The organism is Chryseobacterium paridis, from assembly GCF_016595215.1.
Classification (GTDB): Bacteria; Bacteroidota; Bacteroidia; order Flavobacteriales; family Weeksellaceae; genus Chryseobacterium; species Chryseobacterium paridis.
The window spans coordinates 1,683,920-1,700,739 of the sequence record NZ_JAENHK010000010.1 but is presented as its reverse complement, the minus strand read 5'-3'; the positions used below and the strand labels follow the sequence as shown (position 1 = coordinate 1,700,739).

At 32.3% G+C, this 16,820-nt stretch carries 20 protein-coding genes; 9 read left to right on the top strand and 11 right to left on the bottom strand.

The features are described 5' to 3' along the window. Positions 1-3 precede the first annotated feature (3 nt). The 8 genes from JHL15_RS17155 to JHL15_RS17120 all read left to right on the top strand — a co-directional run bounded on the left by JHL15_RS17155 (position 4) and on the right by JHL15_RS17120 (position 7,251). A complete protein-coding gene (locus JHL15_RS17155) occupies positions 4-867 on the top strand; it encodes a DUF58 domain-containing protein (RefSeq protein ID WP_200247741.1) in 864 nt (287 codons plus the stop codon). Between the two features lie 71 nt (positions 868-938). Beyond that, a complete protein-coding gene (locus tag JHL15_RS17150) occupies positions 939-1,835 on the top strand; it encodes a BatD family protein (RefSeq protein WP_394369198.1) in 897 nt (298 codons plus the stop codon). After that, positions 1,828-2,820, top strand: a complete 993-nt coding sequence (locus JHL15_RS17145; protein WP_200247739.1) for a vWA domain-containing protein — start codon at positions 1,828-1,830, stop codon at positions 2,818-2,820. Before JHL15_RS17150 ends, JHL15_RS17145 begins: the two co-directional genes overlap by 8 nt. Continuing rightward, the gene (locus JHL15_RS17140) at positions 2,820-3,827 is read left to right on the top strand and encodes a vWA domain-containing protein (protein ID WP_200247737.1); all 1,008 of its coding nucleotides are present in this window, start codon (positions 2,820-2,822) and stop codon (positions 3,825-3,827) included. Before JHL15_RS17145 ends, JHL15_RS17140 begins: the two co-directional genes overlap by 1 nt. A 98-nt stretch (positions 3,828-3,925) precedes the next feature. After that, positions 3,926-4,672 (top strand): tetratricopeptide repeat protein, encoded by a 747-nt coding sequence (locus JHL15_RS17135; protein ID WP_200247735.1) that lies wholly within the window; start codon positions 3,926-3,928, stop codon positions 4,670-4,672. Next, positions 4,672-6,405 (top strand): BatD family protein, encoded by a 1,734-nt coding sequence (locus tag JHL15_RS17130; RefSeq protein WP_200247733.1) that lies wholly within the window; start codon positions 4,672-4,674, stop codon positions 6,403-6,405. The genes JHL15_RS17135 and JHL15_RS17130 overlap by 1 nt, the downstream gene beginning before the upstream one ends. Before the next feature lie 43 nt (positions 6,406-6,448). Next, a complete protein-coding gene (locus JHL15_RS17125) occupies positions 6,449-7,051 on the top strand; it encodes a MarC family protein (protein ID WP_200247731.1) in 603 nt (200 codons plus the stop codon). A gap of 5 nt (positions 7,052-7,056) precedes the next feature. Beyond that, positions 7,057-7,251 (top strand): hypothetical protein, encoded by a 195-nt coding sequence (locus JHL15_RS17120; RefSeq protein ID WP_200247730.1) that lies wholly within the window; start codon positions 7,057-7,059, stop codon positions 7,249-7,251. Positions 7,252-7,340: 89 nt separating this feature from the next. Here JHL15_RS17120 and JHL15_RS21320 read toward each other — a convergent pair whose 3' ends face one another. The 11 genes from JHL15_RS21320 to JHL15_RS17075 form a co-directional block, all read right to left on the bottom strand. After that, the gene (locus tag JHL15_RS21320) at positions 7,341-7,475 is read right to left on the bottom strand and encodes a hypothetical protein (protein ID WP_262895639.1); all 135 of its coding nucleotides are present in this window, start codon (positions 7,473-7,475) and stop codon (positions 7,341-7,343) included. 96 nt (positions 7,476-7,571) lie between these two features. Continuing rightward, positions 7,572-7,703, bottom strand: coding sequence for a hypothetical protein (locus JHL15_RS21315; protein WP_262895638.1), 132 nt, complete (start codon positions 7,701-7,703; stop codon positions 7,572-7,574). 250 nt (positions 7,704-7,953) lie between these two features. Next, the gene (locus tag JHL15_RS17115; protein WP_200247728.1) at positions 7,954-8,160 is read right to left on the bottom strand and encodes a hypothetical protein; all 207 of its coding nucleotides are present in this window, start codon (positions 8,158-8,160) and stop codon (positions 7,954-7,956) included. A 140-nt stretch (positions 8,161-8,300) separates the two neighbouring features. Beyond that, positions 8,301-9,275: a chorismate-binding protein gene (locus JHL15_RS17110; RefSeq protein WP_200247727.1), complete on the bottom strand. Its 975-nt coding sequence runs from the start codon at positions 9,273-9,275 to the stop codon at positions 8,301-8,303. A gap of 23 nt (positions 9,276-9,298) precedes the next feature. After that, on the bottom strand, positions 9,299-10,186 hold the full coding sequence (locus JHL15_RS17105) for a hypothetical protein (RefSeq protein WP_200247725.1): 888 nt from the start codon (positions 10,184-10,186) through the stop codon (positions 9,299-9,301). A 20-nt stretch (positions 10,187-10,206) separates the two neighbouring features. Beyond that, the gene (locus JHL15_RS17100) at positions 10,207-11,304 is read right to left on the bottom strand and encodes an RNA polymerase sigma factor (RefSeq protein WP_200247723.1); all 1,098 of its coding nucleotides are present in this window, start codon (positions 11,302-11,304) and stop codon (positions 10,207-10,209) included. A gap of 2 nt (positions 11,305-11,306) precedes the next feature. Then, positions 11,307-12,269 (bottom strand): hypothetical protein, encoded by a 963-nt coding sequence (locus JHL15_RS17095; protein ID WP_200247721.1) that lies wholly within the window; start codon positions 12,267-12,269, stop codon positions 11,307-11,309. Between the two features lie 103 nt (positions 12,270-12,372). Then, positions 12,373-12,804, bottom strand: coding sequence for a PaaI family thioesterase (locus JHL15_RS17090; protein WP_200247720.1), 432 nt, complete (start codon positions 12,802-12,804; stop codon positions 12,373-12,375). A gap of 62 nt (positions 12,805-12,866) precedes the next feature. After that, positions 12,867-13,466 carry a 1-acyl-sn-glycerol-3-phosphate acyltransferase gene (locus JHL15_RS17085; RefSeq protein ID WP_200247718.1) on the bottom strand — a complete coding sequence of 200 codons (600 nt, stop codon included), beginning with the start codon at positions 13,464-13,466 and terminating at the stop codon, positions 12,867-12,869. Positions 13,467-13,777: 311 nt separating this feature from the next. Further along, positions 13,778-15,496, bottom strand: a complete 1,719-nt coding sequence (locus JHL15_RS17080; RefSeq protein ID WP_200247717.1) for a PspC domain-containing protein — start codon at positions 15,494-15,496, stop codon at positions 13,778-13,780. Positions 15,497-15,507: 11 nt separating this feature from the next. Next, on the bottom strand, positions 15,508-15,837 hold the full coding sequence (locus tag JHL15_RS17075) for a PadR family transcriptional regulator (RefSeq protein WP_200247715.1): 330 nt from the start codon (positions 15,835-15,837) through the stop codon (positions 15,508-15,510). A 294-nt stretch (positions 15,838-16,131) separates the two neighbouring features. On the opposite strand from JHL15_RS17075, the gene JHL15_RS17070 reads away from it, so the two are divergent. After that, positions 16,132-16,818 (top strand): FG-GAP repeat protein, encoded by a 687-nt coding sequence (locus JHL15_RS17070; RefSeq protein ID WP_200247714.1) that lies wholly within the window; start codon positions 16,132-16,134, stop codon positions 16,816-16,818. Positions 16,819-16,820: the final 2 nt, after the last annotated feature.

Genomic DNA, 16,820 nt, shown 5'->3' with positions numbered 1-16,820 from the left:
TCTATGCAGATAAAAGATATTGTAAAAAAAGTAAAACAAATAGAAATCCGTACTCGAAAGAAGACGGAAGCTACTTTGATGGGACAGTATCACAGTGCTTTTAAAGGACAGGGGATGACTTTTTCTGAAGTTAGACCTTATCAATTCGGAGATGAAATACGTAGAATCGACTGGAATAAAACGGCTCGTTTCCGTGAACCCTTCGTAAAAGTAATGGAGGAGGAGAGAGAGTTGACCATGATGATCTTAGTTGATATCTCAGCATCTATGGATTACGGAACAAAAACTCAGTTAAAAAGAGAATATGTTGCGGAGATTGCAGCAAGCCTGGGATTTTCAGCAGCTGGAAATAATGATAAGGTAGGATTGATCTTGTTTGCAGATAAAGTATATAAAGTGATTCCACCTCAAAAGGGAAGAAAACATATCCTTTCAATAATTAGTAATATTTTAACTGCGGATTATGTTCCTGCAGTTTCTAAAGTTGATAAAGCCCTCGAATATATGATGGGGATTTTCAAAAGGAAATCTCTTGTTTTTCTCTTTTCAGACTTTGAAGATGAGTATGATTCTAAAATGTTGAGAGTAACTTCAAAAAAACATCAGTTATTAGGAATGAGGATTTATGATGAAAAAGATAATCAGATTCCCGATGTAGGATATGCTTTGTTTTATGATTCGGAAACAGGGAAGCAGGTTTGGGCTAATACCTCAAGTGCAAGATGGAGGTATGATTTTGCCGAAGCTCAAAAGCAAAAAGTAAGAGCGATAGAGGAGGATTTTGCAAACAGCTCAGCCAGTTTTATGAATGTAGCTGCCGGTGAAGATTATTCAAAATTATTGTATAACTATTTCCAAAAAAAATAATTGCTTTTTACAGATACAGTTTTCTTTGTATCATTGTAAAATAGCTGGCTTTGGCCAAAATTGAATTGAAATTGAAAAAAATACTATTTATATTATGTTCTTTGGTCTGTGTGAATACTTTTTCACAGATCCTTTCCTCACATTTAGATAAGCAGACTCTCGCTTTAGGAGAGGTTAATCATTTTGTGATCAAAATTGATAATCTGAATAATCAGCCTGTTACTGCAGCAGCTAAAAATGAGCTATTGCCTTTTCATTTCGAAGAAGTGAAAGACAGTATCGGAACTCAACCTAACTCTTATGAAAGGAAAATAGAATTTGCTGTGTATGAAGAAGGGAAGTTTACAATTCCTGTACTTGAATTTAAAGTAGGAGACAAGATATTAAAAACCATTCCCTACGAAATAGATGTTATTAATACGGCTCAAAAAGGAGATCAGATTAATGATATCATGAAGAATAAGGAAGTGAAATTGGGAGCCAAAGATTATTGGGAGCTTTATAAATGGTATATTTTAGCCGCTTTGGGAGTAATCGCATTCATAGTTGCTCTGATCATGTATCTGAAATGGGGACGAAAATCAAAAGCCAGTCCAGTTGTTGCAACCAATCAAACGCTGAAAGAACTGGATTCACTTAAAAAGAAAAAATACATAGAAGAAGGAAACTATCGTTCCTTTTATGTAGAATTAATCGATATTTCAAGGAAGTTTATTACCAAGCAGTATCACTTACCGGCAGATGTATTGCTTACAGATGATCTGGTTCATTTGATGAAGAAGAATAATACAATTTCTCTTGAAAATGAAAAGGTGGTCGAAGAGGTATTTCTGAGAGGAGACTTAGTGAAGTTTGCTAAGACATTCCCGGATCAGCAAACCATGGAAAATGATTTTGCAGATATCAGAGAATTTGTAAAAAGATCTTCTAAAGATCTTGAATTTGAAAACTTAAGAAAGGATGTTTAATTTCGAGTTTTATAGTCCCTGGTTTTTACTGTTTTTTGCATTATTTATTCCTCTTTTTTTTAGAGATGTAAGTAAACAGAAAAAGAAAGGTATAAAGGTTCCTACTGTAAAAAATATGAATAATAGCAGTGGGATTCAGGCTGTACTTTTTTTGCTTAAGATATCCAAGTACATCATATTGTCTGCGCTTATTATTGCTATGGCAAGACCAAGAACATTTACCATTTCGCAGGATAGGGATGATACAAAAGGAATTGATATCATGTTATCTGTAGACGTGTCCTTGAGTATGTTAGCGAAAGATCTAACGCCTGATCGTTTAACGGCACTTAAAAATATAGCTATAAAGTTTGTAGAAAAACGTCCCAATGACAGATTAGGGTTGGTTACCTATTCAGGAGAAGCATTTACTAAAGTTCCTGTAACTTCTGATCATCAGGTTGTGATCGATGAATTGAAAAATCTTAATCCATTAGAGTTACAGCCGGGAACTGCAATTGGTGAGGGTTTATCTGTAGCAGTAAACCACTTGAAAAACAGTAAGGCAAAAAGTAAGATTATTATTCTGATGACAGATGGGGTCAACACCATTGAAAATGCAATGCCTACACAGGTGGGAGCAGAGCTGGCAAAGAATAACAACATAAAAGTATATTCGATAGGAATTGGAACGAATGGATATGCTTTGATGCCAACACAAACTGATATTTTTGGGGATCTTGTTTTTACGGAGACAGAAGTTAAAATCGATGAACCTATTTTAAGAGAAATTGCTCAGACAACAGGAGGGAAATACTTCAGAGCAACCTCAAATAGTAGTTTAGAGGAAGTGTATGATGAAATAAACCAATTAGAAAAATCTGATGTAAAGGTTTCTAAACTATATAATTATCAGGAATATTTTAAAATATTTCTTTGGATAGCATTAGGTATGCTCGTTATGGATGCATTGCTAAGATGGGTTTTTTATAAATTTTTGAGCTGATGGATTGGTATTTAGGGAATTATTGGTATTTATTATTGCTGTTGCTTTTGCCGCTGTTGGGGTATATGTTGGTTCGTTATCTGAAGTGGAAGAATAAAAGAAAGATCATCTTTGCGGATAGTCAGTTTCATGAAGATTTGTTTGAAAAAAGATCCGGATTTACAAAAGTATTTCCTACTTTATATTTGCTTGGAACTTTATTTTTAATATTTGCTATTATCGATCTTTTAAATGGTTCTGAAGAAATTAAGACCAACCAAAAATTGAATAATGTCATTTTTATGCTTGATGTTTCCAATTCAATGAATGCGGAGGATATTAATCCCAACCGATTAAGTGAAGCAAAAAATATCATGATCAACACCATGCAGAAAATGAAAAGCGATAAAATCGGCATCGTAATTTTTGCTGGTGAAGCAACTTCTATCATGCCTTTGACAACAGATTATACCTCTGCTGAAACCTATATCAATGCCATTGAGACCAGTTCTATGCAGATCCAGGGAACCGATTTTCTGAAAGCAATGCAGGCTGCTGTAAACAAATTTAAAAATGTAAGCAAAGGAGCCCGTAAAATTGTTTTGTTAAGTGATGGAGAAGATAATGAAGGAAATGATAATGCTGCCATAAAATTGGCTAATAAAGAAGGTATCATGGTGACTTCTGTAGGAATAGGATCCGATGAAGGAGCACCTGTTCCTGAATATGTATTTGGACAATTGATGGGGTACAAGGCAGATGGGGCTGGTGAAACTGTAATTTCTAAAAGACAAACTCAAGCACTAAAAAAATTAGCTGGATCTACAGGTGGATCTTATATTGATGGAAATAATATCAATGAGGCTCCAGATCGGATTATTGATGCTTTAAATAAGAAAATGTCATCATCTGAAACTCTTGTGAAATCTCAAAATGCCAATCACTATTATCAGTATTTTCTGGTAGTCTCTTTGCTGTTTTTCTTCCTGATTTACATTTTTAATCCAAAACGTGATTTTAATGTGTAATTTTCTCGTTTTTTTCCTGTATTTTTAAAGACACTTTAACCGAATTTTAACAAATAAAAGCCTGTTTATTAACATTTAAACGAATAATTTTGCATATAATGAATACTAAAATCATTTTTTTATCGTTTATAATTGCTTTTCTAACGTCTGGTTCTTTGTTTGCTCAGGAAAATTACAAGACTTTAGTGTATGAAGGCAATCAAAAATTTAATGGTAAAAACTATGATGGCGCATCTTCCAAATACATGGAAGCTATTAAATCCAATGAAAAAGATTTTACGGCACATTACAATTTAGGAAATGCTTTGTATAAAAATAAAAAATATGAAGAGGCAAGGGGAGAATTTGAAAAGGCACAGAAATTGTCTCAGACCTTGCCAGATAAAGCGGCGGCTCTTTATAATTTAGGGAACACTTATATGCAAATGAATCAGCCTGATAAAGCAGCCGATTTTTATAAGCAGTCCTTAAAACAGGATCCCTATAACGAAGCTACTAGAAAGAATTACGAAATTGCGAAGTTGAAGGAAAAGGAAAGCCAACAAAAGAAAAGCCAACAGAATAAATCTGGAAAGGGCGGTGGTGGAAAGGACCAACAACAAAATGATGATCAAAAAGGAAATCCAAAAGATCAAAAACAAGATCAGGGAAAAGGCCAACAGAATCAAGGGGAAAGTCAGCAAGGCAATAATCCTGATCAAAACCCGAAGAATGAAGGTAAAATGCCAAAGGATCTTGAAAACGCAATATTAAATAAAGTAAGCGAAAAAGAAAAAGAAACCGCCAGAAGAATTTTAAATAAAGATTCTTACTCGATGCCCCAAAGCAACGAGAAAGATTGGTGATGCAATATAGACTGATTTACATACTGTTTATTCTTACTTCCGTAATTTCTTACGGACAGGTTAATATTTCCGTAACTCCAGATAAAACAGACTATAGCAGCAAGGATATCGTAAATCTTACCATTATCCTTGAACTGAATGGGAGTGAATATAACCAGCAAACACCACTTCGTTTACCTGATTTATCAAAATTCAATATGGTAGGTAGCGGATCTGTAAGCAGTGGCTATATGGATCCTGAAACAAATACTGTCATTACCCAATACATAACACGTGTTGCTCTTGAACCTAAGCAAAAAGGAAAGGTAAAAATAGGTTCAGTGCTGGTTACGATCAATAATAAAATTTACAAAACCGAACCTTTCGATATTTTTGTAAAGGATGTTGAGAAAAAATCGGTAGCGAGTAATTCAAATGATGTGTACCTCAATATGGAGATTGAGGATAGAGAGGTGTATCAGGATCAGCCGACCATTGCTGTTTTAAAAGTCTATTCCAGAAATATTGATAATTTTAGAAAAGTTAAAAATATTCATCTTCCGAATCAGGATAATATGAATGTTCATCCTATTAATTTCAATAGATCAGAGATTGATCCATCTGATTATGGAAATATGGCTTCGCAGGTTTTAGCAATGTTTATGATATTTCCTAATGAAGCAGGTTATGTTGAGGTTCCTTCTGTGTCAGCTTCTCTAAGCAGCTATGCCAGTAAGAATAAAATCCTTTCCAATAAGGTAAAGCTTAATGTCAAAAAACTTCCTGAAGGGTCTCCTGAATGTTTTAAAAATGCAGTAGGAAACTTCAATGTAAGTATTTTCAATGCTTCAAACGAAAAGGTGGAAGTTAAAAAGCCACTGAATGTAGTAATAAAAGTTTCAGGTGAAGGTAATTTAACAGATATGAATTTACCTAAGATTGCCGAATCTCCTGATTACGAATTTTTTACCCCAAAGATTACTTCTAAAGTTGTTCCGGGAACAGCAGGGATAAAAGGTGAGGTTCTTGCCAATTATGTGATCATTCCGAAAAAGGCAGGTCTTATTTCTATTAAAACAGAACCATTTGCATTTTTTAATCCGGCTAATAAAGAATACGTAAATCTTGGACAGGAAACATTGGCACTTAATGCTTTTTCTCATGATGAGATCATGGAAGCACGTTCTACAGTTGAAAGAGTGAATGAATATACCAATAGTCTTTTGGAAACGGTAAATACACCTGTGCTTAAAACAACAACATTTAAAGTTAAAGAAAAGAACAAGTTTCATTGGAATATTCTTTTGACAAATATTGCTATTCTTTTAGGTTTATTTGTACTTTATCTTCTTTTCAAGACTTGGCAAAAAAAGCGCAAATTGATTAAAGAAACCGTACCATCAAAACCTCTTGGATCAGTTGCAGAAACAGAAAATGAAATAAGACAAAGATTAAAAACTGATATTAATGATTATTTCAGTTATTTAGAAAATCTTAAAGATGGTGGTGATTATCAAAAATTCTTTCAGACCGTTGATGAATTGGATGAAGAAGTGAGAAAAGAGTACTTCCAGGGCTCCACAAAAGATTTTGTAAAATTTTTGGAAAGTTATAAAGGTGTTGCGGTCGCTGAGGAATACAGAACACTTTCACAAAAGATCGAGATAGAAAAGTTCTCTCCTGTGAAATCTGCAGAAGGAATAGATGAACTTTTAGTTGCTATTGTTAATTTGTATTCAAAGATTAGCAAATAGTCATTTATTTTTCATATTTTTGCGAAATTATTAAATACAAAAGATGGAAATTTTTGATCATTTTTCTTTAAAGGAAGTTCTAACCTGTTTTATGGTTCTTTTTGCGGTGATAGATATTATAGGATCTATTCCTATTGTCGTTAGTTTGCAACAGAAATTTGGACAAATTGAAGCAGGAAGAGCATCGATAACAGCAGGGATTATCATGATGGTTTTTTTGTTTGTAGGAAACAAAATATTAAAATTCATCGGAGTGGATGTTAATTCTTTTGCTATTGCCGGAGCATTTGTAATTTTTGTTATTGCATTGGAAATGATTCTGGGAATTGAAATCAATAAGACTACCGAAGCTAAATCAGCATCTATTGTTCCTATTGCCTTTCCTTTGGTTGCCGGAGCGGGAACTTTAACAACTACTTTATCGTTGAGAGCTGAATTTCATGATATTAATATCATTTGTGGAATTATTCTCAATACAATTTTCGTATATTTGGTGCTGAAATCAGCTAAATGGCTGGAGAAGAAAATGGGCGAGGCTACATTGGCAGTTTTGCAGAAAGTTTTTGGAATTATCCTATTAGCAATTTCAATTAAATTATTCACCGCTAACTTTGCCCAATTGGTGCAGAATTATTTTAATTTTTAAGAATCATGCAGAAGTTTTATAAAGTATTTTTAGTACTATTTATCATTTTTATCGCAATTAATCTTTATGCGTTAGACTGGCAGTCAGAAGTTTTATCTGAAGATAATCTAAAGTTTGTTTTTTCAATTGCTTCAGCGGCAATCGGACTCATTTTACTTTTTGTATTGAATACATGGAGTAAGATAGGAGTGAAGAAATAATCTTTATTTTAAATAATATAAAAGACCACTTTCAAATTGAATTGAAAGTGGTTTTTTTATTTCCTATAATTTTAAAATTGTATTGGAATTTATTTTTCCTGATTGATCACAGTAAATATGGGCTTTAAAATGAAAGGAGAAAACTGTATTGCATAACCTGCTAGTACTACAAGCATTAGAAATACCATAGTTTTGATAATTTTACTATTTTTTTTTAACATCATTTTGTTTTTTTATTTGTGTCATTTAATAATTTACATGTGAACTCATGACAAGTAAAGCTACTATCGTTTGTTTTGAGAGCACATCTTCTTACTCAATCAATTATAGATATAGACTGAGTTGGTGGTTTCTGAATTTTCTGTAATATTTCTGGAAGTAAGGAAGAAAGTATTGAGTAGGCTGAGGGTATCAGGAACCTTCCTCCTATAATAATAGGTAGATTTTTTCATTCATTTGTTTTATGCAAAATTACGAAAAAAAAATTAAACGAAAGGTGTGTTTTGTATTGATTTTCAATCGTTTATATTTTTATTTGTAGATCGATTTTTTAAGGCAAATTTTCAATAAATCATGCAATTGAGTAGTGGTTTTTAATTTTACCTAACCACTTGTGATAAATTTATTTGATTTTCAATGACTGACTCAGTGAAAAAAAGCTAATTCTACAATGCTTAACAGGTCTTTTACTCGGGTAAATGATTACTTAATATTCTTATTTTTCGTCTTGATCGAATCTTTATTAGCAGAGGAATGATGCATGGTATCAGAAGGGAAAGTATCTTTTTGGTACCCTTCAGGATTGGGAACGAGCTCCCGGCTTTCATCATATTTTTGGGATGAACTATTATTCTTGTTATTATTGCAGGAAATAACAAGAAACAAACAAATCAGAAACAGAGTTTTCATCGTTATTTTTTTTTTGTTAATAGTATAGTGAACTGTTATTACCACCAGTTAATTGAATAATGGTGAATTTAATCATTTAAAATAATACGAAAGCTAATTATTAAATGAAATGTTTCTTAAATGGTAGGGAGTGTTTGAATCTATGAAATCACAAGGTTTTTCAAAACAGCCTCAGATTTAAGTTCAGTTTCCTGCCATTCTTTTTCAGGATTGCTTTGTGCGGTGATTCCTCCTCCAACAAACAAATGGACAGAGTCCTTATAAAGCTTGGCACATCTCAAATTAACGAAGTATTGAACAGTATCTTCTGTTTCGATTTTGATATAACCAGCATAATATTCCCTTGGAAATTTCTCAAACTCCTGAATTTTTTCTTTGCAGAATTCTTTTGGGATTCCACAAACAGCAGGGGTTGGGTGTAATTCTTTAATGATATGATCTACATCTTCAGGTTTGATCTTTGCCCTAAAATCCGTTCTAAGATGTTTAATATTACCCGAAATGTGATCATAAGTGGGTGACTTTTCAATATTTCCTAAAATAGCATATTTTTCAAAGATATTTTGAATGTATATGGACACCGGTTTCTGTTCTTCGATTTCTTTTTCAGACCAGCTTTCTGAAACAGGTAACGTACCTGCAAGGCTCATGGTTTCGAATTGGTGAGTCTTCTTATCGAATTTCCCTAAAACTTCTGAAAAAGCACCCATCCAAGAGTTTTCGCCATCAATGAAAATATATCTGAAAGCATTAGGATAGGAATTACACAGATTTGTAAAGCTTTCTTTTAGATCAATGAAATTGAAATTTTTGATAATTTTTCTTCTTGAAAGGACCAATTTGGGTAAATTATTTTCCTTGATTACCTTGATTACATCATCCAGCTTTTCCAGATATTCTTTTTCGGTTTCGCCGGTAAAGTGATCTTTATCTTGTGAGAGTAATTGATTTGTGATTTCTATCGCTGCAAACTCTTCTGTATTTACCTCTCTGATATTACCTTTAAAACGAAGGCGATCAGTACTATCGAATGGATAAAAAGTAACTGAATTTTTAAAAGATTCTTCGGTTGTGGTATATAGTTTTTCGTTAAAAGGAAGTTTAAAGTAAATCATTAGTCTGCTGCTTTTAGAAAATATTACTTAGAAATAATATAGGACAATCCTAAGTTAATCTTTCGTTCTGCAAAGGTATTATTAGTCTTAAAAATGTCAAAATCAAATGATGAGTTTTTTAATGAAATATTCTTCATTTGATACCATTGATAATCCAAAGACAATAAAAACCTTTTCATCAATCGATACTGCACCCCAAAAGTAAATCCATAGTTATTTTTAGAGGTTTTAAAATCATCTAATTTATCCAAAACATTGTTTTCAGGAACTAGAAATTGCATCTTGTAGACATTTCTATTAGCCAAGAACCCGATGAATGGGCGGATATTTTTCCATTCGTAGAATAATTGTAACTGAAGCGCATATTCAAAATGTTTGTTATTAAATCTTTGGAAAAGCAAGGGTTGAAGGTCTTCTGTAAAATAAAATCCATTTAAATAAGTATCTTCTTTATTGGCATCCAAATCAAAAGTTGAATTCCAATAATAGACATTGGCTGAGAGCATTAATGATAATCTCGGGGTAATAATGCTTTTTGAGATCCATGCTCCAATATTTTCTCCAAACTGCTGTTTTTTATTTGAAAGTTCTTTTGCCCAACTGCTGTTTTTTAGACCAATTCCAAAGGTTATACCATATTGGAAGTTTGTGGGTAATAGACTTTGTTTTGAAGGTTCAGTTTTATTGTCAACAATATTTGCTCGATTGATATCTTTAATTTCTGTTTCCACTAAGTTTAATGAGGGAATAGAAATACCATTTAACTTTAATTTAATTGGTTTTTCTAGATAAATAGTATCATGTACAATCACCTTTTCATATACATAAACCGTATCAATTTTCTTTTTTTGAGCTTGTGAAAAATGCAATACGATAATTGAAAATAGAAAAAGTACTTTTTTAAGAAACATAGTTTTTAGATTGTTAGTTTTTATCTTTCTACAAATATCGTATCTCTTTGGATAATTTTTTTTACAACGATTATTTTTTCAGGAACATTTTGGACAGAATCTTTCAAAAGAATTTTCTTTGATTTTTCTTTACTGTCTGCGCTTTTTCCTTTTGACATAGATTGAGCTTTTACATCTGGAACTTGATTATTGTTCTGATCTAAAGTTTTATCAAATGATTGGTCAATTGGGGTTGTACTTGTTGTAAGCTTTTGAGAAGTAATTTCTGCTGTTTTACGGCCTTGAATTTTATCAGATGTAATTGTTGGTGTTTCTTTTGAAAGATGACTCTTTTTAGATGTAATTATAAATATAGAAGCTATAATAATTAATAAAATTATTGAGCTAATGGTCACTTTCTTTTTCCATATTTGTGATGGAACCAATGGAGGTGGAGTGGTATTAGTCTTAGTACTTTCAGAGATTTCGAATATTTTGGAAGGAGTAATACTAAAATCTGAAAATTTACTTCTGAAAGTTTGTGCCCATACCAAGCTTCCCAACCCAAAGAAAACAAGTAATTGTGTCATTTTCTTTTTATTCTTTGTTGTATTTTGATCTATACCACTCAGCAAGTAGTTTTGAATGGACTTCTTTGCTCTTAATAAATGAGATTTTGAGGTGTTAACCGTAATTCCGAGTAAACGGGAAATCTCTGAGTGAGAATATTTTTCAATAAAATACAAATTGAAAACTGATTTATGATGTGAAGGAAGGTTGTCAATAGATGATAACAATTCTTCTCTGGTGAAATCATATATAAAAATGTGTTTTTTGTCTTCTGAAACAGGATCGCTCATCTCTGAAAGGGTATCTGGGATTTCTGAAGGTTCAGTTGTAATGAAAGTTTCTTTACTGCTCTTTCTCAAATATTGTAAAGCATTATTCACTACGATTTTTTTTAACCATGCAAATAGTAATTTTTCATCTCTAAGCTGGTGCTTATTTTGTAATGCTGCAATAAAACTATCTTGAACAATATCTTCAGCAGCATAAATATCCTGTATATATCTACGACAAATCCCCAAGAGTTTTGGGGAATTTTCCTGATATATTTTTTGCCAGTCGGTGTTTGACATATTTATAGTTTTACCACTGTAATATTATTAAAAGCTGAGTCAAAATTGGTATTCTGAATGGCCTGAGTTTCTACATTATTAATATAAATTTTAAATTCAGTATTATTAAGAGTAGATCTTACCATATAAATATTTTGGTCGGTAACTTTTAAATCTCTAATGATAGGAGAAGGGCTTGAGGAGTAAATTAAATTTGAATTTTTATAATAGATTCCAGTTCTTCCATTAATATAAACATCATTAAGATCTAATGCAGGCAGATAACCACCTGTTGTCGGAGTAGGGGTAAAACTGGTTTGTACGCCAGTAATTAAATTTTTGTAAAAATTAAATGAAGTAAAATATACATTATTTTCATTAGATATTATTTCTGTGAAATTCTGACTGGATGTTGTTATCGGATAAAAAGTTGTGTTTTTAAAATATCCCTGATTAGTATTTCCACTTAGTTTTTTTTGCGCACCTACATACACATCAGAATTAAATTCAGTAATCGTGCAATTGTCATTGTATGTGAAGGTATCTTTAAATAAAAGTGTTTTAACCCCATTTTTCCAAAAGCAAAATTCATATTTATCAGGAGCGGGATTCGTGGGCTGCCAGGTATAACCAACGAAATAAATATTTCCGCCTTTTACATAAAAATCAAAAATATCAATTACATCTGAGCTTGTCATCCCTGCAGCCTGGTAGTACGTTGTATAATTTCCGTTTTTCCAGTATCCGTATCTTCCTTTAATATAAACTTCATTTCCGGAGACAAATACTTTTGATGGATTGGATTCTGAAGAATTGGTGGCTATATTGTGTTTTATCCCATTTTTCCAATAGCAGAATTGGTTGTTTTCTTTGCCTGAAACATAAACATCATAAGAGTTTGTTTTTTGTTCTAGCATTTCAGCATCATCACTCTTACAAGAAATGAAAAATCCGAGTATCAATAAAAAAGGTAAAAATATTCTCATAGTTCTTTTTTCTTATAAGATGAAAAAAAGTAAAAAGGTTGCAGCAAGTATATAAAAAAAGACTCATAAAAATGAGTCTTGTATGTAATTATCACTAAAGAGATTACTTATTAATGATATTATTCGTCATTGTTGTGTGGTTGATCAGCTGTCCTTTTTCGTCACGAATTTCGATTTCTGAAACATGCATCGTTCTTCCTTTTCTTATAAAGCGTGCAGTTCCTGTTATAATTCCATCTTTTTTACTTCTTAAATGATTGGAATTAATATTAGTCCCTACACCATAATATTTGTCACCATCAATGAAAATATTAGACAGGCTTGAACCTAATGTTTCAGCTAAAACACAACTTGCGCCACCATGTAAAATTCCAAATGGCTGATGAACTCTTGGAAGTACCGGCATTGTTGCTGTCAGTATTTCATTCTCCTGATCAATATCAATGAATTTTATTTCTAATGCTTTGGCCATTGTTTCTCCTCCTCCCCAGTTATTAAGGAATTGTAATAGCTCTTCTTTGGTCATGTTTTTCATATAGCAGTAATAAGAAATTATAAATAATAGATGAATTGATAGTCGGTATTACCCAATATACATTAGTTTGCTGGATGTTCGTTTTCTGTACCCATTATGTTAGGATTCCAGTTTTCCGGAACTTTTGGAGTAATATCATTTTTGATATAATAATTTTGGATCTCATTCATAATATCGGAAAAAGAAGCCGTGGCAATTCTTTCATATGGAATAGTGTATCCAAGATAAATAATATTTCTTTTAAAATCACCTGCCGCCAATACAATAGGTACTTTTGCAGCTAGAGCCATATGATAGAAACCCTTTCTCCACTTCGGAACCCAGCTTCTCGTTCCTTCAGGAGTAATTACAAGGCTGAAATCTTCTTTTGCAAATTGTTTGGCAACGAAATTCACCAAGTCATTTTTTTGACTTCTGTCAATTCCTATTCCACCCAATCCTCTTACGATTCCTCCATACCATCCTTTGGTATGAGCATCCTTGATGATTATTTTTAATGGTTTTTGCAAAGACCAATAAGCAAAATTTCCCAATATATATTCCATATTGTGGGTATGAGGTGCTACTACAAGGATGCACCTGTTGAGACTGTTGACATCGCCTTGAAGAACGACTTTCCAGCCCATAAGTTTCAACATTAATTTGCCGATTAGTTTTTTCATATATTTTCGTATTAAAACAAAAAAGTATAACCAAACAGGTTATACTTTACAAATATATTGAAATATTATCGCTCTTAAAATAAACCGCTGATTAAATCTACGATTTTCATTATGATTTCTAGTGCTACTTGTACCATGGTTAAGGTGTTTGTTAAAGATTTGGTTATGATTTATATAACTACACGAAGGTATAACATTTTTTTAGAATAAAGAACTAAATAATACTATTTTTTTGTTTTACGGAGAGAAGAAGAGTGTGAATTTCAAACGGTTGTCTTCCATTCACACCTTCTGCCACTCTCTGCAGTTTATTATTTGGTTTTTATAGATATTTCGTCTTTTCCGTCTTTTATCTGGATATCTACCTTGCCTTTCATTTTTTTAATGTCAGACTTTACAGAGTCCATGATCTTTTCTGCTTTAGAATTAGGAACTTTCTTTCCATTGATGATGATGCTGTCTTTATCATCAGAATTGTATTCAATTGTAGATCCGTTCACAGAAATCTTATTTTTTTCAATTCTGATATTTCCATCTTCGTCATCATTGTACTGATCATCATCATCGATTCCGTCACCATTTAGGTCTCCGTCAAAATCAATTCCGTCTTTCTTTAAAGAGATTACGACTGCTTTTTGTGGAACTACCAATTCATAGTCAATGTGATAATCTCTGAAACGGTGATCATATGGATATTTAATGTAATTAGGAAGAATTACTTTGTTATTCACTATTTCTACCGGCACACTTACGCTCAATGGAATATTATAACCTTTTGCTTCTTTTCTAATGATTAAATAAGGTGTCTTTATATCAGCTTTTCTTGTTACTTGTACATCAACCCAATCTTTTTTAAAGACTGATACTTTATCAGAATAAAGATCATCATCGTATCCTACAAAGTTCTGAGGGATCGTTATCTGCTTTAGATCAACATAAATACTATCTGATGTTGTATTAATTGATACCTCTTCAGTGTCTTCTTTATGACCTTTCAGGAACATGTCTTTTTTAGCCATGCTGATACCGAAGTAAGTAGATACTGCAATTAATCCAAGAACCAATGCTCCTAACACCCAACCCGTATTTCTTAGTTTTGTTTTTGGAGAGATCAGTTTAATACTTAATAATGCGAATAGCATTGCTGGAATTAAACTTCCTAAAACAATCATTGCCATTAAGATGTATCTCATTCCATCACTATCAAAGTAGAAATTCATTTCATTCATCGGAGGGAAATCATTACTTCCCATAAATCCGAAAACTACGAATACTCCGATCAGACATGAAAATGATATTAATGCAAAGATACCACCTAAGACATAACGTACTACATTCCAGATTCCACTACCTGCGTTGTTGATATAAGGTTTGTTTTCGATGTATATTTCTCCGACTCTCTGAGTAGATTCATTGGCAAATTGTACCAGTTTGTTAGACTCATTCTTAAGATTGTCGAAGTTCATAGGCTTTCCCTTCATTTTCAGGAAATCTGCTGCTGTTTCTGCTTTGGGAAGTACGATCCAAAGGATGATATATAACAATGCAATTAATGAAGAAGAAATAGCTGCAGTAAATATTCCTAAGATAAATACTCCTAACCAGATTGCTCTCATAGCAGTAATATCCATTCCTACATAATGAGCTAAACCTGCGCAAACTCCTGCTATCTTTTGTCTTTCAGGGTCACGGAATAGTTGTTTTTTATCAGAATATTCTGCTCCGGAATTGCTTGTTCTCTTAGAGTTCTTTTCAGAATAATAAGCTTCTTCCTGTTCTTCAATTTTTTCTGGTGTACCGATTTGTGCAATTACCCCTTCTACATCTGTGTCGTTGATTACTTCTCTTTTTCCTAAAGAATCTCTGAAGATTTCAACCATTCTAATTTCTATGTCATGCATTACCTCGTCTACTTCTGAAGCATCTAATGAGCTTCTAAGAGCATTAAGGTAATCGCTAAGCTTTATGTATGCGTGTTCCTCTATTGTAAAAGAAAAACCTGCGAGTCCTATTGAGAGTGTCTTGTTCATAGCTTTGTTTTTTAAATTTTTTGAGTAATTTGATTTACTGAATCTGTTAATTCGTTCCAGGTATTTAAAAGTTCACTTAAAAACAGTTTCCCTTTTTCTGTAATCTGGTAGTATTTTCTCGGAGGTCCTCCAGTTGATTCTTCCCATCTGTAAGAAAGAAACTCGCCATTTTTTAATCTTGTTAAAAGAGGGTAGAGTGTGCCTTCTACAACGTCCAGTTTTCCTTTTTTTAGTTCATCTATAAGGTCGGAAACATACATTTCACGATGATTGATAAGACTTAAAATACAGAATTCCAGAATCCCTTTTCGCATTTGCGCTTTGGTATTTTCAGTATTCATCTTAATAAGGTTTTTAATTAGTTATATTTAGAAATCAGTTCCTAGCTAGTTGAACCTATTCTTATTTTACATTACAAAGATATGTAATTAAAATGGTATTATGCAATACAAAGTAGTGAAATTTTTATTTATTTATATATAATTAATTGATTATCAAATAAATAAATTTTAATTAATTTTTTATGAAAAATCAAAATCAGTTAAAAGCAGATGCAAATGACGAATATTTTAATAGCTATTCTTATTTTTGTTAAGAAATTTTAAGGGTATTTTGAACAAATAAAAAAGTATATTTTGGATAAATATAAAATATTGATCATTTTTATCTTATATGGTTCTTTCTGTTTTGGGCAACATCATTTTGAACTCAAATCAGGATCAGACAAATATATTGCTTATATAACAGTTGCAGATTGTGATGGCGAAAAATGCAGCGGAAATGGGATTATATTATTAAGAGATAAGAAAACCTCTCATGTTGTACAGACCTTAACTTCAGATGATTTGTATTTTTATTTGAACAAAGACCAGCAACCAAGTGTCAATGTTATTCAGCTGTATAATGAACAAAGTCCTTTGATCTTTAATGATTTTAATTTTGATGGTTTTGAAGATATTGCAATACGCAATGGAAATGAAAGCAGTTATGGCGGGCCATCATACGATGTATATGTTTACAATTCTACAAAAAGACAGTTTGTTATCAGTGATGAACTAACCAGCCTAGCTTTTGAAAATTTAGGGATGTTCCAGACAGATTTAAAAAGGAAAAGAATTATTACATTTTCTAAATCCGGTTGCTGCTGGCATTTAACGACGGAATATCAGGTTATTCCACGAAAAGGTCTTGATAAAGTGTATGAACTTGAGGAAGATGCTATGGGCGGTGAGTTTGTAAAAGTGACAAAACGCGAAAAGGTCAAAAATAAATGGATAGTAAAAACAAAACAATATCCGATCAAAGAATATTATAAAGAATAGTA